Annotated in this window: 17 protein-coding genes and 1 riboswitch; of the genes, 9 read left to right on the forward strand and 8 right to left on the reverse strand. The window is 44.5% G+C overall.

Annotated features, from left to right (window positions below; genetic code table 11):
* The first annotated feature begins 9 nt into the window (after positions 1–9).
* A complete protein-coding gene (locus AB4589_RS21585) occupies positions 10–1,317 on the forward strand; it encodes a hypothetical protein (protein ID WP_372101665.1) in 1,308 nt (435 codons plus the stop codon).
* 49 nt (positions 1,318–1,366) lie between these two features.
* A complete protein-coding gene (locus tag AB4589_RS21590) occupies positions 1,367–2,008 on the forward strand; it encodes an OmpA family protein (RefSeq protein WP_122047434.1) in 642 nt (213 codons plus the stop codon).
* A 15-nt stretch (positions 2,009–2,023) separates the two neighbouring features.
* Here the strand turns inward: AB4589_RS21590 and AB4589_RS21595 are convergent, their stop codons facing one another.
* The 4 genes from AB4589_RS21595 to glyQ form a co-directional block, all read right to left on the reverse strand.
* The gene (locus tag AB4589_RS21595; RefSeq protein WP_017099660.1) at positions 2,024–3,406 is read right to left on the reverse strand and encodes a sensor histidine kinase; all 1,383 of its coding nucleotides are present in this window, start codon (positions 3,404–3,406) and stop codon (positions 2,024–2,026) included.
* A gap of 1 nt (position 3,407) precedes the next feature.
* Positions 3,408–4,088 (reverse strand): response regulator transcription factor, encoded by a 681-nt coding sequence (locus AB4589_RS21600; protein ID WP_009848157.1) that lies wholly within the window; start codon positions 4,086–4,088, stop codon positions 3,408–3,410.
* A gap of 110 nt (positions 4,089–4,198) precedes the next feature.
* Positions 4,199–6,265 carry a glycine--tRNA ligase subunit beta gene (glyS, locus tag AB4589_RS21605; protein ID WP_017099659.1) on the reverse strand — a complete coding sequence of 689 codons (2,067 nt, stop codon included), beginning with the start codon at positions 6,263–6,265 and terminating at the stop codon, positions 4,199–4,201.
* 2 nt (positions 6,266–6,267) lie between these two features.
* Complete coding sequence (gene glyQ, locus AB4589_RS21610) at positions 6,268–7,182, reverse strand: glycine--tRNA ligase subunit alpha (RefSeq protein ID WP_009848159.1); 915 nt, start codon at positions 7,180–7,182, stop codon at positions 6,268–6,270.
* Positions 7,183–7,392: 210 nt separating this feature from the next.
* Positions 7,393–7,568: riboswitch (yybP-ykoY riboswitch) on the forward strand.
* Between the two features lie 34 nt (positions 7,569–7,602).
* Between glyQ and AB4589_RS21615 the strand changes: the two genes are divergently transcribed.
* Positions 7,603–8,157 (forward strand): TMEM165/GDT1 family protein, encoded by a 555-nt coding sequence (locus tag AB4589_RS21615; protein ID WP_009848160.1) that lies wholly within the window; start codon positions 7,603–7,605, stop codon positions 8,155–8,157.
* 151 nt (positions 8,158–8,308) lie between these two features.
* On the forward strand, positions 8,309–8,563 hold the full coding sequence (locus AB4589_RS21620; protein WP_009848161.1) for a hypothetical protein: 255 nt from the start codon (positions 8,309–8,311) through the stop codon (positions 8,561–8,563).
* Between the two features lie 83 nt (positions 8,564–8,646).
* On the opposite strand, the gene tusA is transcribed toward AB4589_RS21620, so the two are convergent.
* Positions 8,647–8,898: a sulfurtransferase TusA gene (tusA, locus tag AB4589_RS21625; RefSeq protein ID WP_004736675.1), complete on the reverse strand. Its 252-nt coding sequence runs from the start codon at positions 8,896–8,898 to the stop codon at positions 8,647–8,649.
* A 149-nt stretch (positions 8,899–9,047) separates the two neighbouring features.
* Here tusA and AB4589_RS21630 point away from each other — a divergent pair, with 149 nt between their 5' ends.
* The gene (locus AB4589_RS21630) at positions 9,048–9,233 is read left to right on the forward strand and encodes a hypothetical protein (protein WP_004736674.1); all 186 of its coding nucleotides are present in this window, start codon (positions 9,048–9,050) and stop codon (positions 9,231–9,233) included.
* A 156-nt stretch (positions 9,234–9,389) separates the two neighbouring features.
* A complete protein-coding gene (locus AB4589_RS21635) occupies positions 9,390–10,331 on the forward strand; it encodes a LysR family transcriptional regulator (protein ID WP_017099657.1) in 942 nt (313 codons plus the stop codon).
* A gap of 135 nt (positions 10,332–10,466) precedes the next feature.
* Here AB4589_RS21635 and AB4589_RS21640 read toward each other — a convergent pair whose 3' ends face one another.
* The 3 genes from AB4589_RS21640 to fadB all read right to left on the reverse strand — a co-directional run bounded on the left by AB4589_RS21640 (position 10,467) and on the right by fadB (position 15,052).
* Positions 10,467–11,447, reverse strand: a complete 981-nt coding sequence (locus AB4589_RS21640) for an MDR family oxidoreductase (protein ID WP_017099656.1) — start codon at positions 11,445–11,447, stop codon at positions 10,467–10,469.
* Between the two features lie 243 nt (positions 11,448–11,690).
* Complete coding sequence (gene fadA, locus AB4589_RS21645; protein ID WP_017058821.1) at positions 11,691–12,854, reverse strand: acetyl-CoA C-acyltransferase FadA; 1,164 nt, start codon at positions 12,852–12,854, stop codon at positions 11,691–11,693.
* A 26-nt stretch (positions 12,855–12,880) separates the two neighbouring features.
* Positions 12,881–15,052, reverse strand: coding sequence for a fatty acid oxidation complex subunit alpha FadB (fadB, locus tag AB4589_RS21650; RefSeq protein WP_372101666.1), 2,172 nt, complete (start codon positions 15,050–15,052; stop codon positions 12,881–12,883).
* Positions 15,053–15,279: 227 nt separating this feature from the next.
* Between fadB and AB4589_RS21655 the strand changes: the two genes are divergently transcribed.
* The 3 genes from AB4589_RS21655 to hemG are packed head-to-tail and all read left to right on the forward strand — an operon-like array spanning position 15,280 to position 17,932.
* Positions 15,280–15,903, forward strand: a complete 624-nt coding sequence (locus AB4589_RS21655) for a YigZ family protein (RefSeq protein WP_004736669.1) — start codon at positions 15,280–15,282, stop codon at positions 15,901–15,903.
* A 34-nt stretch (positions 15,904–15,937) separates the two neighbouring features.
* Complete coding sequence (locus AB4589_RS21660; protein WP_017096585.1) at positions 15,938–17,395, forward strand: TrkH family potassium uptake protein; 1,458 nt, start codon at positions 15,938–15,940, stop codon at positions 17,393–17,395.
* 9 nt (positions 17,396–17,404) lie between these two features.
* The gene (hemG, locus tag AB4589_RS21665; RefSeq protein WP_371709767.1) at positions 17,405–17,932 is read left to right on the forward strand and encodes a menaquinone-dependent protoporphyrinogen IX dehydrogenase; all 528 of its coding nucleotides are present in this window, start codon (positions 17,405–17,407) and stop codon (positions 17,930–17,932) included.
* Positions 17,933–18,381 lie beyond the last annotated feature (449 nt).

Below are 18,381 nucleotides of genomic sequence, written 5' to 3' on the forward strand. Positions count from 1 at the left end.
AGAAAGGTTATGAAACACGCTATGCGTAAGCAGTCTGGCCATGCAGCTATGCTGTTTGCCATTATGATCCCAGCTTTGTTTGGAGTGTTTATGCTTGGTTCTGATGGTGCCCGCGCATTACAAACCAAAGCTCGATTAGAGGAAGCTTCAGAAGCGGCTGTTCTAGCGGTATCAGCAAAAGATGAGCAAGACCACCAATTGGCGGAGCGCTATATTCAGCATTATCTATATGACATGGACTCGATCCTAGATATTGAAGTTAAGAAGCTAGGGTGTGATGAGATACCTGAATGTATTGCTGCTACGGAAAGAGGCGAAGCACGCTACTTTGAATATCGTGTTGCGGGTCAAACACTGCACAAGTCCTGGTTTCCTGGTAACGATGTGATTTCTGGCTTTGGTGATAGCTTCAATGTGACGGGATCATCGAAAGCACGACGCTATCAAAGCCAGCCGATAGACATTACTTTTATCGTCGATTTTTCAGAATCTATGAATGACTCGTGGAGTGGTGGTCGGCATTCTAAGCTAAATGATCTGAAAGACATTATTGAAGATGTGGCTGATGAACTCGGCGCGTATAACGATCTATATCCAGAGCACCCTCATCGGGTTGCACTTACCGGTTTTAATCGCCGAACCATCAATAAAGATAAGAATGATAACTTAGTGGTTCGCGATCAGCGGGTAGTTTCAAGAGAAGGTGAATACGATAAAGACGATACGGTGAATTTTAACAAAACGATAGCTCAACAATTTATCGTTAAAGGAGAAGCCTCGCGTGTGCCTAATGGCGATGATGATGCACGGTTCTACGACCTCTATTTTACCACCGATTTTTCATCCTTCACCAAAAAGGTCAAGAAATTCAAAGCTGGGGGAGGCACTGCTTCACTGCAAGGTATTATTCGTGCAGGGCAAGTTGTGACTTCAATGTCGAAGAACCAAAAGCAGCTGATCATTATTCTGTCTGATGGGGAGGATTGGAATCACTACGCAGGGCAAACCAATAAGCTTGTATCGAAAGGTATGTGTAGCAACATTCTCAATATGGTCAACGGCGGCAAAGTTTCGGCAGATAATACGCATGATGACATAGAGGTAATTGGCGGGGTAAGCCAAGGAATGATGACACCTGATGGTGAACGAATGAACGCGCGCATGGCTGTGATTGGTTTCGATTATGAACTTAATAAAAACGTGGGTCTGCGTAATTGCGTTGGCCGAGATAATGTTTATAAGGCTGAAAACAAGGAAGACATTCTCAATAAAATTTTGGGATTAATTACGGAAGAAGTGGGTCACTTAGCGCAATAGAGGTATGTGACATCCTTTTTATTAACTGAATATTATTAAGAGAGCAAAAATGAAAACGCTTATATCTGTTATGTCTTTATTTACTCTGTCGTTTTCTATACTGGCAGCCCCTTTAAAACCAGATACTAACGAACTACTTTATCATTACTGCCATATGGGCGACTCTGAACTAGAGAAGACGGTAACGATCGGTCAGGGGAAGAAAGTGATGTATCACCAAGGTCCGTTCATGCAAGTGAACGCAAGCACAGCTAATCAAGCGATTAAAAATCTGATTCAAGATAAGTTAACTCAAGTATCAGAAAGTGCTGATTGCGCACAATACTTACTGAGTCGAACTAAATTTGTAGAAGGTAAGTTGGCTCGTGAGGTGTTGGCTCGCGTGACTTTTGATTTCGATGACGATGAACTGAATCAAAAATCTCGTTATTTATTGTTAAAACTTATAGCTAAACTTGAACATCAAACTCCCGAATTTATCGTCACGGGGAATACCGACTCAAAAGGTAGTGATAGTTACAACTTAAGCTTAGGCTTACAGCGCTCGAATGCTGTTGTTGGGTATTTGAAAGAGCAAGGCGTAAATATTGAAGACCTGACAGTGAGTTCACAAGGTGAGGCGAACCCAGTGCAGAGTAACGAGACTGAATCCGGTCGCCATAACAATCGCAGGGTTGATATTCACTCTTAACCCTGCCCTACAAATTTAACTTGTTGGGAGCAGTATTTTTAAAACGACACCCACGGATGGGTTATCTGATTGCTCGAACCAGATTGTCCCTTTGTAGCTATGGAGTATCTCATCACATAGCGCCAAACCTAATCCTGTACCATGGGTCTTCTGATCGGCTCTTACGCCACGTTGAAATAAGGTTTGGCTGATCGAGTTATCTATTACTGGCCCATCATTATAGATCTCAATCAGGATCTGCTGTTCGCTTTGAGTGGCTTTGAATTCGATAGAGGTTTGTGCGAACCGATAAGTATTTTCTAATAGGTTACCGAGCACTTCCATAAGATCATCTTTATTAAGAGGCACGGTCTGTTGGTCGTCAAACTGAGTGATGAATTGGATCTTTTTGTCGGCATGGATTTTCGTAAACATGCCTACTAGGCTGTCGAGGATTGGTTTTATCGGTGTCGATGAAGTCGTTATACCTTTAACGCCTAGCGAAGCCCTTTTGAGTTGTGCCTGAATTAAGCTATCCATTTCTAACAGTTGTTGGTTGATTTGGTCATTCTTTGTTTTGGATGAGTCTTCATCAAGTAATGCTTGAGAAACTGTCACGCGAGTCTTCAAACTATGGGCGAGATCATTGAGAGAACGCTTATAACGCTCCTGATTTTCTTTTTGTTGGTATAGCAATTCGTTCAATGCACTGGTGACGCTATGTAAATCTTCAGGGTATGACTGGGCTAATTGGTTTTGTTTACCCTGCTTTATGTCATTCAGTTCATTCTCTAGTCGAGTAAACGGCGCAAAACTAATACGATAAAAAACCAAAAGTAGAGCACTGATCAAAGCAAGCGCAACCACTAACACTCCAACCGCGGTGTATTTTAACTGATGTATGGGTTCTATTTTCTCTTCGACCCTTTGGGTAAAGATAACTCTGCCATCTTTTTTTTCCTGGAAACCTTTCCAGAGAATTGTGTGGACAATAAAAGCGGCGCCATTCGGTCTTTCAACCAAACGAATAGTATCTATGGGGAAATTTAGATCATGACACAGTTCGTTGACTTGAGATTGGCTGACGCCTATCTCTGATAGCAGCTTAGCTCGTCTTTCAATATTTACTGATGTCCATACTTGTTGATTGTTGTGATCACATAGAGTGACGCTAGTGTTGGGAGACTCTTTCGCATAGAACCTATCCCACTCCGTCAATGGCGGTATTTCCCCAGAAGACAGCAGTTCATTGATTACAGCAGGCAATTCTCGAAGGGTATTTTTCGAGTAGTACTCAAAAAGTTGGTGTTTTTGACTGTTGTAGTAGAACCAGGCGCTAGTGAGTACCATTGAAATCATAATGGAAGCAGCAACGGCGAATGTCCGACGTCTGAACTGAGTTTTGTACAGTCTTTTCATACTACTTGGCTTCTAGTTCAAAACGATAACCTTGCCCGCGAATGGTGCTGATCAGCTTAGCTTGAGTGTATTGCGTTAACTTTTTACGTAAGCGTGAAACGATAACCTCAATATTGTTTAGCTGAACATTTTCACCCTGCGCATAAAGGGAGTCTGCGATTTGTTGTTTAGATACGATTTGTAAGCAATGGCGAATTAAGTACTCGAATATTTGAAATTCTAAGGCTGTAAGTTCAATCAGAGCATCATCGTAACTGATACGTTTGGCTTGAGTGTCTAAGGTGAGCGATTGCGCTTTGATTTGGGAAGCGGAAAACCCTTGATTGCGACGAACAAGCGCCTCAAGGCGAGCGTGTAGCTCTTCAAATTGGAAGGGCTTGGTAAGGTAATCATCAGCCCCGGAGTTAAGCCCTTCTACTTTATCTTGCCAGTTGCCACGTGCGGTTAAGATTAATATTGGGACTGCAATTTCTTTACGACGTATTTGCTTGATCAGCGTAATGCCATCAAAGTCAGGGAGGCCAAGGTCAATGATCATCACATCTGTATTGGACTGTTTTTGAATCGTTTGTAAACATGCAGAAGCTGTTCTATCTGCATGGACAGTATGTCCTTGCTCACTGAGCTGAGAAGATAGGTGGTGATTCAATATTTCATTATCTTCAACCAAAACAACCAGCATGTAATATCCCTATCTACAATAATATTCAACCAGATAGAGCTTACACTAGCTTTGGATAAAAAAAAGGGAGAAGCCAAAGCTTCCCCCTTAATATTTATTCCAAATTGGTTTTACTTCTGTAGTAAAGAAATATCAGCAATCTGTAGGAACAGGTTACGTAGGTTGTTCAGTAGCGTTAGACGGTTCTTCTTAAGCGCTTCGTCATCAGCCATAACCATTACGTTATCGAAGAATGCATCAACAGGTTCACGTAGATCAGCAAGCTTGCTTAGGGCTTCTTGGTAGTTGCCTGTTGCGAATGCTGGTTCTAATGCTTCTGTCATTACTTCAACGTTTTCAGCCAGTGCTTTCTCTGCGTCTTCTTGAAGAAGAGCAAGATCGATTTCAGCAGGTAGCTCGCCATCGAATTTAGCAAGGATGTTACCTACACGCTTGTTCGCTGCTGCTAGTGCTTCTGCTGCTTCCAGTTCACGGAAGTGAGAAACCGCTTTAACACGTTGGTCAAAGTCAGCTGGCTTAGTTGGACGACGTGCTAGTACCGCTTGGATGATATCAACGCTGAAACCAGCATCTTGGTACCATGCGCGGAAACGACCTAGCATGAAGTCGATAACGTCAGCTTCAACATTGTCGTTAGTTAGCTTGTCGCCTAGTAGCTCTTTCGCTTTACCGATTAGATCGGTTAGGTCTAGGTTGTAGCCGTTTTCAACGATGATACGTAGCACACCTAGTGATGCACGACGTAGAGCGAATGGGTCAGAACCTTTTGGTGCTTGGCCAATACCGAAGATACCTACGATAGTGTCTAGCTTGTCTGCCATTGCTACTGCTGATGAAATACCAGTGCTTGGCAGTGTGTCACCCGCGAAACGAGGCATGTACTGCTCGTAAAGTGCTAGTGCTACTTGCTCGTCTTCACCATCGTGAGTCGCGTAGTGCATGCCCATCACACCTTGAGTATCCGTAAATTCGAATACCATAGATGTCATTAGGTCACACTTAGCCAGTAGGCCTGCACGCTTAGACTTTTCAACGTCAGCATCGATTTGCTCAGCGATGTAGCCAGCAAGTTCTGTGATGCGGTCGGTTTTGTCTTTGATAGTACCCAATTGCTTCTGGAAGATAGCTTGGTCTAATTCAGCAAGACGGTCGATCAGCGGGCGCTTACGGTCTGTGTTGAAGAAGAACTCAGCATCAGCAAGACGTGGACGTACAACCTTCTCGTTACCTTCGATTACGTGACGAGGCTCTTTAGACTCGATGTTCGAAACGAAGATGAAGTTTGGCAGAAGATTTTTATCAGCGTCATACACTGGGAAGTACTTCTGGTCGCCTTTCATGGTGTAAACCAAAGCTTCAGAAGGTACTTTTAGGAACTCTTGCTCAAACTTAGCAGTAAGCACCACTGGCCATTCAACCAAAGAGGTAACTTCTTCAACAAGGTCATCTTCTAGGTCTGCAATACCGCCAACCGCGTCTGCTGCTTTTTTAGCATCAGCAAGAATGATCGCTTTACGCGCATCGTAATCTGCCATTACTTTACCGCGCTCTTCTAAGATCGCAGGGTATTGGTCAGCAGAGTCGATTGTGAACTCTTGTTCGCCCATGAAACGGTGGCCACGGATAGTACGAGCAGAAGCTACGCCTAGGATTTTGCCTTCAACAAGCTCATCACCTAGTAGTACTGTCAGTGTTTTCACTGGACGGATAAATTGAATGTCTGAGTTACCCCAGCGCATTGCTTTAGGAATTGGTAGGCCAGCGAGAGCTTTCGCAGCGATGTCCATCACCAATTCTTGAACAGGTTTGCCAGCCACTTCTTGTTTGAAAAGAAGCCACTCGCCTTTGTCTGTTTTCAGGCGGTCAGCTTGCTCAACAGTAATACCGTTACCACGAGCCCAACCTTGTGCAGCTTTAGTCGCGTTGCCTTCCGCATCGAATGCGACAGAAATTGCAGGACCGCGCTTCTCAACGACTTTGTCTGCTTGGCCTTCAGCCAGTGCAGTCACTTTAAGTGCTAGACGACGAGGTGCTGCGTACCACTTGATGCCTTCGTGAGAAAGCTCAGCCGTTTTAAGACCCGCTTCAAAGTTAGAAGCAAAGGCTTCTGCTAGAGAACGAAGTGCTGTTGGTGGAAGCTCTTCCGTACCTAGTTCAATTAGAAAATTCTTCGCCATGATTATTTATCCTTCTTACACATTGGGAAGCCAAGCGCTTCACGTGACGCGTAATACGCCTCTGCAACAGCTTTAGTCAGGTTGCGGATACGAAGGATGTAACGTTGACGCTCTGTTACAGAGATAGCTTTACGCGCATCAAGGATGTTGAATGCGTGACCTGCTTTCAGAATGCGCTCGTAAGCTGGAAGCGGCAGTGGCTTCTCAAGCTCAAGTAGCTCTTTACACTCTTTTTCGCACTGGTCGAAGAAAGTGAATAGGAAATCTACGTCTGCGTGCTCGAAGTTGTATGTTGATTGCTCAACTTCATTTTGGTGGAAGATATCACCGTAAGTCACGTTAGAACCGTCTGGTGCTACGTTCCATACAAGGTCGTAAACAGAGTCTACTTCTTGGATGTACATTGCTAGACGCTCGATACCGTAAGTGATCTCGCCCGTTACAGGCTTACACTCAAGACCGCCAACTTGTTGGAAGTAAGTGAATTGAGTCACTTCCATACCGTTTAGCCATACTTCCCAACCAAGACCCCATGCGCCTAACGTTGGGTTTTCCCAGTTGTCTTCTACGAAGCGAATATCGTGAACAAGTGGGTCGACACCAAGAACTTCAAGCGAGCCTAAGTACAACTCCTGGATGTTATCTGGAGAAGGTTTTAGAGCTACTTGGAATTGATAGTAGTGCTGCAGGCGGTTCGGGTTTTCACCGTAACGACCATCAGTCGGACGACGAGAAGGTTGAACGTATGCCGTAGACATTGGCTCTGGGCCAAGTGCACGTAGACATGTCATTGGGTGAGAGGTGCCAGCACCTACTTCCATATCTAGTGGTTGAACAATTGTACAACCGTTTTGTGCCCAGTAATCCTGCAGCGCGAGGATCATTCCCTGGAAGGTTTTGATATCGTATTTTTGCATAGTCAGGTTCGCGCGATTCTTTTAAATGAATGATAAAAATAACCTCTGAGTATACCGAGATATTGGTAAAGCGAGTAGGGGTAATCTTGTTTAATTAGTGGTCTAAAATGTCGTTTAGTGGATTTTTTTGCCTTTAATGTTTGTTTTTCGGCACAAGTGGATATTTTGATAACTTTGACTCTTGTGTTTGAAAGCGTGGGTGATTAAAATCTCGCGGTCTTTGGGGAGTAGCTTACTTATTCATATCCTATTGAATGAGTTCGTTCGTCAACATAATTGATGCAAAATCATCATGGCGTTCGAGGCAACCACCACCTTGGTGGCGCTTAGCAAGACCTTAGACAAGCATCGTGAACCGGGATGGGGCGCGAGGTTTGTCTTTGGTTAAATATAATAATCCTCATCCCAAATGAGCATGTCGTGAGCGTTTTAGCAATTTCAATTACAACTGTCGCCTTAGCCGAGATCGGTGATAAGACTCAGTTGTTATCCCTTTTATTAGCCAGCCGATATCGAAAACCGCTACCTATTATTGCGGCTATTTTCTTTGCCACCATTGCCAACCATGCCCTTGCTGCGTGGCTAGGTGTTGTGGTCGCTGATTATTTATCTCCTGAAGTACTTAAGTGGGTGCTGGTGGTCAGTTTCATTGCGATGGCAGGCTGGATTCTGATTCCGGATAAATTAGATGACGATGAACAGATCTCGAACCGAGGGCCGTTTGTCGCCAGTTTTATCGCTTTCTTCATTGCTGAGATCGGTGATAAGACTCAGATTGCGACATCGATTCTAGGGGCTCAATATTCGGATGCATTAACGTGGGTCATTCTCGGTACTACCATTGGTATGTTGCTGGCGAATGTGCCTGTGGTGATCATTGGTAAGCTATCGGCAGATAAGATGCCACTTGACCTGATTCGCAAGATCACAGCCTTGTTGTTCGTGGGTTTGGCTATCGCAGCAGCGTTCTATTAATCGGTAGTATTGAGTCTTATTATACTCAACCAGTGGAGTAATGTGTTGTAGGTCATACTCTTACAGTATTGTGGGGTTTATCGAGCGAATGGACATATAACTGTCATACTTGTCATGATATTTTAATCTTGTGAGTTAAGAACACGAGGGCATGATTATGTTGACGCGTTATATGGGTATTACTCCACAAAGCCAAAGTTATCTATTTACCTTTGGTCTTGCACTTACACTACTAGGCATGGTGTTGACGGACATGTGGCTACCAATGGTGGCTGGTTCGATGATCATGACCGGGCTTGCGGTAGAAGCTTGGATTCGGGTTGCGCATATTATTCCTATGCGAAAAGATATCCGAGAAATTCAGCATCAGCTTGAGCATCTGCAAAACAAGTCTAGAAGCGAATAAACAAAAAGCCGCTCGTACTCTGAGTTCTGTTTAAGAACATAAGGTACGAGCGGCTTTTTTGATACTTGATAGTCGGTGGGGCGTTACGCCTCCAATCCCTTTCTGATCAAATACTGGTAAGGCAACGTTTCTGTCGCTTGGCCTACCAACTGGTGATCCATGAATCGACAAAAGCTCGGAATATCACGAGTTGTCGAAGGATCGTCAGCTTTTACCAGTAACACATCGCCATCCTGCATGTTTCTAATTGTCTTCCTGACCATCATTACTGGCTCTGGGCAACGCAGGCCTTCAGCTTCTAAAGTGTGGGTTGCCAGTTCAGGTTTGAATGTCATGGTTTGTATCTCTATATCTATCTAACGAGTGAATAATACGTCTGCAGAAAAAATATGCAATAAGTGCTTGGCAAACGGAACCATTTCCTATAACTTAATTAACAAGTTGATAACAATTTAGAACAAAGGCAACTAGCTAAGGAGTGGCGATGTTGACAGGATTAGATAGATTAACAATTTATTCAGTTCTCTGTTTTATTTCTTTTTGTGCGTTAGTACTACGCTCATCGACAGAGACCTCTCTAATGCCAATTTTTGGCATAGTAGCAACGATTATTGGTATTTGGGTAGAGATGCGCCGTTGGCAAGGCATAGCCGAGGAGCAAGAGCACTAACCCGAATACAGCAAGCAAATTCCAATACGACAACATTCCGACACTATCCCCAGATTTTCTTGGGCTTCCCCGCGTAATTGCGGGATTTTTTTTATCTAAAGCATGCTATAAACAACTTAGTGACCAATGATAATTGTATACAGCTAGGTAAGTGGCGTGGAATTAGAAGACATCTATCGTAGAGACCTGAATTTACTGGTCGCCTTAAAGGTATTGATTGAAGAGGGCAGTGTTAGTCAAGCCGCGCTTCGTCTTAACCTAAGCCAATCGGCAACTAGCCGAGTATTAGGGCGCTTAAGAGAACTACTCAACGATCCCCTGTTTACACGCCAAGGTCAGCACCTTATTCCCACCAAGAAAGCACTCGAGATCAGCCAGCGCATTGACCAACCTTTAGAATCATTCCGCCAACTTCTTAGCCCGAGTGATTTCGATCCTTACTATTGCAGCGAGCGCTTTTTGATTGCGACCACTGACTACGCGATGCAAACCATCTTGCCTTATGCTCTGCCGAAGATTTATGAGCAAGCGCCGAACATCTCTTTGGAGTTTGCACCATTGCAGCATGAGCATTTGTTTAAGCAACTCAGCACCGAACGTGTCGATATGGCTATTTGTCGCCCGAGTGGCAGCGTTGCACCACTTCATCAAGATGTATTGGGGCCGGTCGGTGTGTCGTGCCTGTTATCTAAGAATCACCCATTAGCCGATAAGCCTTTAAACCTTGAAGACTATGTATCACTCCCGCACGCGATGATTGCGATCAGTGATGGTGTTAAGGCTTTATTAGACAATGCCTTAGCCAATCAACAACCACGAAAAATGGTGCTGCGTGCTTATCACCTTGAAGCGGCATTGGCGATTGTCGATAGAATGCCGTTGGTGATTACTGTACCTGCTGATTTGGCTTACTTGGTGGCAGAGCGTTATGACTTAGTCGTCAAGCCATTACCATTTGAATTTATGCCGTTTGATTACTCACTGATCTGGCACTCGCGATGTGATTCTTCTGCTTCACAACAGTGGTTAAGAAGAGTGGTAAAAGAAGAGTGTGGTGAGCTGATTCAAAAACGAATTGCGGATGTCGGTTTGGGTTAACTAGGACTGAGTCTGGGCTCACTAGACCCGAATAACAAAAACGCAAAAGGGCTGATAAAAATCAGCCCTTTGTTGTTTTGGGTTATCCAAGCCTAAAGCTGTTGCTTAAGGTTTGATAACTTTATGTTTGAGAATCTATAGTTTAATGACTACGCGACCAGTGATTTGACCGTTAGTGATGTCTTCTGCAGCTTGAATTGCGCCATCTAAAGGCACTTCTTTAGTCGCTTGGCCGTAGAAAGACTCAGGTAGTAGTTCAGCCAGTTGCTCCCACGCTTTAATACGTTTTTCACGAGGGCACATTACGGAATCCACACCTTGTAGGCGAACGTTACGTAGAATGAATGGCATTACTGTAGTTGGTAAATCAAAACCACCTGCTAGGCCACACATTGCAACCGCGCCGTTGTAATCAATTTGTGCCAATACTTTCGCAAGTACTTTGCTACCTACTGTATCGATAGCACCAGCCCACAGTTGTTTCTCAAGTGGTTTCGCTGGTTCTTCTAATTCAGCACGCTCTACAATGCGTGTTGCACCTAGTGATTTTAGAAGCTCGCCATTTTCTGAAGCTCGGCCAGTAACCGCTGCTACTTTGTAGCCTAGTTGGTTTAACAGCGTAATAGACACGCTGCCTACGCCGCCACTAGCACCCGTTACTAGGATTTCACCGTCTTCTGGTTTGATGCCTGCATCTACGATAGCTTGCACACAAAGCATAGCGGTGAAACCAGCGGTACCAATCGCCATGACTTTCTTAGCGTCTAGACCCGCTGGCATTGGCACTAACCAATCACCGTTTAGGCTGGCTTTCTCAGCCATGCCACCCCAGTGACCTTCACCAACACCCCAACCCGTTAGAACAACTTCGTCGCCTGCTTTGTAGCGCGGGTCATCAGATTGTGAAACCACGCCAGAAAGGTCAATGCCAGGAACCATAGGGAAGTTGCGAACAATGCGCCCTTTACCTGTTATCGCCAAACCATCTTTGTAGTTCAAAGAAGAGTAGCTCACATCAACTTTCACGTTACCTTCTGGTAATTGAGACTCATCAATTTGAGAAACTGATGCGATAGTTTTTTTGTCTTCTTGGTTTAGTACAAGTGCTTTAAACATGATCTGCTCCGTAGGAGGAATATTAGGAAACTGAAGTAACTTTAGTTGAATCATCCGAGAAAAAATAATGAAACATCAACATTGAATCTATGCGTTTTGTGCATAGATATCAGTGTTGGTTTTTCTCTCGCTGAGTTCGCTGAACGCAATCGATGCATTGTTGGATGCCAAGTAATAAAAAGTGCAGCTATATAAATATAGCTGCACAAAAGATTACCCTACAAGTATTAAAACCAGTGATCGCTATGGGCGTTCAAATACCGTTGCAATACCTTGGCCTAAACCAATACACATGGTCGCCAAGCCGTATTTCACGTCTTGCGCTTCCATCAGGTTGATTAGCGTCGTCGAGATACGAGAACCAGAACAGCCTAGTGGGTGACCAAGAGCAATCGCACCGCCGTTAAGGTTAACTTTCTCGTCAACTACATCCAATAGACCGAGATCTTTAGCACATGGAAGAGATTGAGCAGCAAACGCTTCGTTTAGCTCAATCACACCCATATCTTCGATGGTTAGGCCTGCACGTTTCAGTGCTTTTTGAGTTGCTGGTACTGGGCCGTAACCCATGATTGAAGGATCGCAGCCAGCGATAGCCATCGACTTCACGCGAGCGCGAATCTTCAGGCCAAGTGCGTTGGCTTTCTCTTCGCTCATGATAAGCATTGCAGAGGCACCATCAGATAGTGCTGATGAAGTACCTGCTGTTACCGTTCCGTTTGCTGGGTCGAATACAGGACGCAGCTGAGATAGACCTTCAACTGTTGTTTCTGGGCGAATAACTTCATCGTAATCCAGAGTGAACAGAGAGCCGTCTGCTGCGTGAGCTTCGGTTGGCAGGATTTCGTTCTTGAAACGACCTTCTACTGTTGCTGCTTGAGCTCGAGCATGTGAACGAGCGGCGAAGGCATCTTGGTCTTCACGGCTAATACCGTGCATTTTGCCTAGCATCTCAGCGGTTAGGCCCATCATACCGGCAGCTTTCGCTACGTGTTTAGACATGCCAGGGTGAAAATCAACACCATGGTTCATTGGTACGTGACCCATGTGTTCGACACCACCGATCAGGCAGATTTCAGCATCGCCAACCATGATAGAGCGAGTTGCATCATGCAAAGCTTGCATAGATGAACCACATAAACGGTTGACCGTTACCGCACCAATCTCAATCGGTAGGCCAGCAAGCAAAGCAGCGTTACGTGCAACGTTGAAGCCTTGCTCTAGCGTTTGTTGTACACAACCCCAGTAAATGTCTTCAATCTCGACAGGGTTTACTTCTGGGTTGCGCTCTAAAATGCCTTTCATCAAATGTGCAGATAGATCTTCAGCACGAGTGTGACGGAAAGCTCCACCTTTGGAACGTCCCATTGGGGTACGAAGGCAATCAACAACAACTACATTTTTCATTTTGCTATTCCTTTTCCAAATGTGGGTTACAGAGAACTGGCTTGTTGACCGTCGTAAAAGCTTTCGCCCTTCGCTGCCATATCAAGCAATAGTTGAGGAACTTGGTACATTGCACCTAAGTCTTGGTAGCTCTTCGCCATTTCAACGAAGTTACCAATACCCACACTGTCTAAGTAGCGGAATACGCCGCCTCTGAATGGAGGGAAGCCTAAACCGTAAACCAGTGCCATATCCGCTTCTTGCGGTGTCGCGATGATGCCTTCTTCTAAACAAAGCACCACTTCGTTGATCATAGGAATCATCACACGTTGGATAATGGTCTGGTCATCAAAGTCTTGTGGCTGTTGGCATACGTCAGCCAAGATAGGAAGAATGTCTTCAGAGAAGGTCTTCTTAGGACGACCACGTTTGTCTACGCTGTACGTGTAGAAACCGCTGCCGTTCTTCTGGCCGTATTTTTCAGCGACATAAAGCGCGTCAATCGCATCACGCTCTTCTTTACCCATACGCTCAGGGAAACCTTGCGCCATTACTGCTTGGGCATGGTGTGCTGTGTCTAAACCAACAACATCTAATAGGTACGCAGGGCCCATTGGCCAACCGAACTTGCGCTCCATGACTTTATCGATCTTAGTGAAGTCAGCACCGTCGCGTAGCAACATGCTGAAACCGCCAAAGTAAGGGAAAAGTACACGGTTTACGAAGAAGCCAGGGCAGTCATTAACAACGATAGGGGATTTGCCCATTTTCGCTGCGTAAGCGACTACGCGATTAATGGTTTCTTCTGAAGTATGTTCGCCACGGATGATCTCAACCAAAGGCATGCGGTGTACTGGGTTAAAGAAGTGCATGCCACAGAAGTTTTCAGGGCGCTTTAAAGATTTCGCTAACAGGTTGATTGGAATCGTTGAGGTGTTTGATGTAAGAACCGTGTCTTCACCCACCAGACCTTCCACTTCGCTCAAAACTGCCGCTTTTACTTTAGGGTTTTCTACAACCGCTTCCACAATCACATCCGATTGCTCAACACCTGCATAATGTAGACTTGGAGTAATAGAAGACAGAATACCTGCCATCTTGAACCCATCTAGGCGACCGCGTGATAAGCGTTTATTCAACAGCTTAGAAGCTTCGTTCATACCAAGATCAAGAGACGCTTGTGCGATGTCTTTCATCATCACTGGCACGCCTTTCAATGCTGACTGGTAAGCAATACCGCCACCCATGATGCCAGCGCCAAGTACTGCTGCGCGTTCAGTTGCTTTATTCGCAGACTTACCAGCCTGTTTTGCTAAGCCTTTAATGTATTGGTCATTTAAGAACAGGCCAACCAGTGCTTTCGCTTCTTCAGATTTTGCTAGCTTAACGAAATGTTTGCGTTCGATGTCTAACGCCGCATCGCGATCGCTGCGCGCTGCTTCTTCAATTGCAATCACAGAAGTAATCGGAGCTGGGTAGTGAGGCCCTGCTTTTTGAGCCACTAAGCCCTTAGCCATGGTAAAGCTCATCATCGCTTCTAGTTTGCTTAGTGAAAGCGCTGACGTTTTTTGTTTGCGGCGTAGCTGCCAATCAAGTTTCTCATTGGCTGCCAAAGAAACCGTGTTGATCGCTGATTCTAGTAGTTGGTCTGTTTCAACAATCGCATCTAACAAGCCAACTTTAAGCGCTTCATCTGCACGGCATGCTTTGCCTTGAGTGATAATTTCCATCGCGCTGTCAGCACCGATAACACGAGGTAGGCGCACACAACCACCAAAACCAGGCATGATGCCAAGTTTGGTTTCTGGTAGACCTATGCTGGTGGTCTTGTCACCGATACGGAAATCGGTAGCGAGTACACATTCACAGCCGCCGCCAAGGGCATGGCCACGCATCATTGAAAGAGTTGGGACAGGAAGGTCTTCGAGCTTGCTGAAGATTGAATTAGCGAATCTTAACCATTCATCAAGTTCTGCTTCTGGCTTAGCAAATAGGCCAAGAAATTCAGTGATGTCTGCGCCCACAATGAACGCGTCTTTGTTTGAAGTTAAGATTAAACCACGTAATCCTGCGTGAGCATTAAGGGCATCTAACGCTTTATCTAGTGATTCTAAAGTTGCAAGGTCGAGTTTGTTTACAGATGCCGGTGCACAGAAGTTTAATTCCGCAATACCATCTTGTAATTCCTTTACCTGTAGGGTGTTAGCTTGGTAAATCATTGTCTATCTCCATGACATACAATCCACGATTGTTTGAGAGAATCTTGTTATCTTTCTATTATTGTAGAGCACCTGGTAAGACCAGTTATTCTAGTCTGTACCTCTGCTTGATTAATTTCAATACATTTTTTAAACAATTGTTTAACATTGTGCGACAGCACAGATCCTCTAACCCTTATTATTCACGCGTGATACACTTCGCCGCTCTTAATAATTAAGTTAACGATATGAATGAACAGCCCTATTTAATACCGTCAGCGTCGGCTTTATTTGAAGAAGAGATAAAAAAGAGCGTTTTTATTACTCATCTTGCTCATACTCCAAGTGTAGAAGCTGCTAAGCAGTTCGTTGAACAGGTAAAAAAAGAGCATTCTTCAGCGCGACATAACTGTTGGGGCTTTGCTGCAGGGCGACCTGAAGACTCGATGAAGTGGGGCTTTAGTGATGATGGAGAGCCATCTGGTACTGCGGGTAAGCCTATCTTGGCGCAACTGTCTGGTTCTGGTGTTGGTGAACTGACGGCTGTTGTTACTCGTTATTCTGGCGGAATCAAGCTTGGAACGGGTGGCCTAGTAAAGGCTTACGGTGGTGGAGTGCAACAAGCTCTCAAGCTGCTTCAAACTATCGAGAAAAAAATAACCACAAAATTACGGCTAGAGTTAGACTATGGTTTTGTGCCAATCGCGCAATCCATTATGGCTCAGCATCAGGCTGTTGAAGTCCAAGCGGATTATGGTGTTCAAGTTGAGCTTATTATTGAAATAGAGCTCCTTCAGGTAGATTCGTTTACCCAAACCATGATCAATAAAAGCGGTGCTAAGGCACTGGTAACGAAAGTCAAAGACAACTAGGAAGTGTGAAGCATTTCGCTTCGTTCAATAGCTCATGCAATTTCGCTCAATCATTCGAATCGTCGGATTATTATTAGCACTTTTTAGTGTATCAATGCTCGCACCTGCGCTCGTCGCACTGATCTATAGAGATGGTGCGGGTGTGCCATTTGTGACGACTTTCTTCGTTCTATTATTTTGTGGAGCAACTTGCTGGTTTCCAAACCGACGCTATAAACATGAATTGAAGGCGCGAGATGGCTTTCTCATTGTGGTGTTGTTCTGGACGGTAATCGGTAGTGCTGGTGCGTTGCCGTTTTTGATCGCGGATAATCCGAGCGTTTCCGTTACTGATGCCTTTTTTGAATCGTTTTCTGCATTAACAACGACAGGTGCAACCGTAATTGTTGGCCTCGATGATCTCCCTAAAGCAATTCTATTTTACCGCCAATTCCTGCAATGGTTTGGTGGTATGGGTATCATCGTATTGGCGGTAGCCATCCTTCCTGTTCTGGGCATCGGTGGTATGCAGCTATATCGTGCTGAAATACCGGGTCCAGTAAAAGACAGTAAGATGACCCCGCGTATTGCTGAAACGGCAAAAGCGCTCTGGTACATCTATTTAAGCTTAACTATTGCTTGTGCGATGGCATTTTGGCTTGCAGGCATGAGTTTCTTTGATGCCATCAGTCATAGTTTCTCAACTATTGCGATTGGTGGGTTCTCGACTCACGATGCAAGTATGGGTTATTTCAATAGCCCTGCTATCAACATGATTACGGTCGTGTTCCTTCTTATATCTGCATGTAACTATTCTCTTCACTTTGCGGCATTTGCTTCTGGTGGCGTGCATCCTAAATATTACTGGAAAGACCCTGAGTTTCGCGCTTTTATCTTTATTCAAGTCGTCCTGTTCTTAGTTTGTTTCTTATTACTGCTGAATCATCACTCTTACGATTCGTATTATGATGCTTTCGATCAAGCCTTGTTCCAGACAGTATCTATTTCAACAACCGCAGGCTTCACCACCACCGGTTTCTCTGAGTGGCCGCTATTCTTACCTGTGTTGCTTCTGTTCTCTTCTTTTATAGGTGGTTGTGCAGGTTCAACGGGTGGCGGTATGAAAGTCATTCGAATATTACTGCTTACTTTACAGGGTGCTCGTGAAATGAAGCGTCTTGTTCACCCGCGTGCTGTCTATACCATCAAGGTTGGTGGTTCGGCGCTACCACAACGTGTCGTTGATGCGGTTTGGGGCTTCTTCTCTGCATACGCATTAGTTTTTGTGGTTTGTATGTTGGCTCTTATTGCTACGGGGATGGATGAGCTAAGCGCTTTCTCTGCTGTAGCTGCAACATTGAATAACCTTGGTCCAGGCTTAGGTGAAGTGGCAATGCACTTCGGCGATGTGAATGACAAGGCCAAATGGGTGTTAATCGTATCCATGCTGTTTGGCCGTTTAGAGATATTCACATTATTAATTTTATTGACCCCTACGTTTTGGCGTAGCTAAGGACATATTGTGGCAAAAGCTCTATTTTTGTATTCAAGCCGTGAAGGGCAGACCAAGAAAATCTTGAACTATGTAAAAGAAGAAATGAATGAGTTCGAATGTGAGCTTCAAGATCTGCACACCGTTGGTAATGTCGACTTTGCTCAATACGACCGAGTTTTGATTGGCGCATCTATTCGTTACGGCCACCTTAATAAGAAGCTATATCAGTTTATTGATGCCAACCTTGCTCAGTTGCAATCAAACAAAGTTGCTTTCTTTTGCGTTAACTTAACAGCTCGTAAAGAAGACCAAGGCAAAGATACTCCTGAAGGTAGCGCCTATATTAAGAAGTTTCTTATAAAGTCTCCGTGGCAGCCGACGTTAATCGGTGTATTTGCTGGTGCCCTCTATTACCCACGTTATAACTGGTTCGATAAAACGATGATTCGCTTCATTATGAATATGACAGGTGGAGAAACGGATACAACCAAGGAAGTTGAGTACACGAACTGGGAAAAAGTCTCTTTATTCTCTAAGAAACTGCAAGAGATGTAAGAGAAAAGCCTACTTTTGAGGCGTTTTGTGCTCTTTTTAATCGAACGAATAAAAAAACGAGAAAAACTTCAAAAAGGGCTTGCCAGTGTGATCGAAATCTCTATAATGCCACCTCGCTGACACGGGATGGCTTCGAAGCTTTGGTTTCAAAAGCGAAAACGAATCAGCAGGTCAAATTAGCCAAGCTAAGCGCTTGAAAAAAGTTTTGAAAATAGTGGTTGACACTAAAACTTAAATCGCTAAAATGGCCGTCCGTTTTGAGCGAAGCTCAAAAAGGAAAAGCTCTTTAACAATTTAAACCTATCAATCTGTGTGGGCACTCGTTGATGAATATCAAAACGTTTTATCGTTAGATAAAACAGATTCTTCGGAATCAAAACTGATTTCAATGAACTGAGTGACCAATACGTTTAACTACTTGTAGTTATTCGGCACAGTCAATTCATTAC

This window comes from Vibrio sp. 10N.222.49.A3, assembly GCF_041475145.1.
Lineage (GTDB): Bacteria > Pseudomonadota > Gammaproteobacteria > Enterobacterales > Vibrionaceae > Vibrio > Vibrio tasmaniensis_A.

What these genes read in the sequence shown, in the direction of transcription:
- AB4589_RS21585 (WP_372101665.1), top strand. Translation starts at nt 10, where the DNA reads ATGAAACACGCTATGCGTAAGCAGTCTGGCCATGCAGCTATGCTGTTT.
- AB4589_RS21590 (WP_122047434.1), top strand. Translation starts at nt 1,367, where the DNA reads ATGAAAACGCTTATATCTGTTATGTCTTTATTTACTCTGTCGTTTTCT.
- AB4589_RS21595 (WP_017099660.1), bottom strand. Translation starts at nt 3,406, where the DNA reads ATGAAAAGACTGTACAAAACTCAGTTCAGACGTCGGACATTCGCCGTT.
- AB4589_RS21600 (WP_009848157.1), bottom strand. Translation starts at nt 4,088, where the DNA reads ATGCTGGTTGTTTTGGTTGAAGATAATGAAATATTGAATCACCACCTA.
- glyS (WP_017099659.1), bottom strand. Translation starts at nt 6,265, where the DNA reads ATGGCGAAGAATTTTCTAATTGAACTAGGTACGGAAGAGCTTCCACCA.
- glyQ (WP_009848159.1), bottom strand. Translation starts at nt 7,182, where the DNA reads ATGCAAAAATACGATATCAAAACCTTCCAGGGAATGATCCTCGCGCTG.
- AB4589_RS21620 (WP_009848161.1), top strand. Translation starts at nt 8,309, where the DNA reads ATGATTATGTTGACGCGTTATATGGGTATTACTCCACAAAGCCAAAGT.
- tusA (WP_004736675.1), bottom strand. Translation starts at nt 8,898, where the DNA reads ATGACATTCAAACCTGAACTGGCAACCCACACTTTAGAAGCTGAAGGC.
- AB4589_RS21630 (WP_004736674.1), top strand. Translation starts at nt 9,048, where the DNA reads ATGTTGACAGGATTAGATAGATTAACAATTTATTCAGTTCTCTGTTTT.
- AB4589_RS21640 (WP_017099656.1), bottom strand. Translation starts at nt 11,447, where the DNA reads ATGTTTAAAGCACTTGTACTAAACCAAGAAGACAAAAAAACTATCGCA.
- fadA (WP_017058821.1), bottom strand. Translation starts at nt 12,854, where the DNA reads ATGAAAAATGTAGTTGTTGTTGATTGCCTTCGTACCCCAATGGGACGT.
- fadB (WP_372101666.1), bottom strand. Translation starts at nt 15,052, where the DNA reads ATGATTTACCAAGCTAACACCCTACAGGTAAAGGAATTACAAGATGGT.
- AB4589_RS21655 (WP_004736669.1), top strand. Translation starts at nt 15,280, where the DNA reads ATGAATGAACAGCCCTATTTAATACCGTCAGCGTCGGCTTTATTTGAA.
- AB4589_RS21660 (WP_017096585.1), top strand. Translation starts at nt 15,938, where the DNA reads ATGCAATTTCGCTCAATCATTCGAATCGTCGGATTATTATTAGCACTT.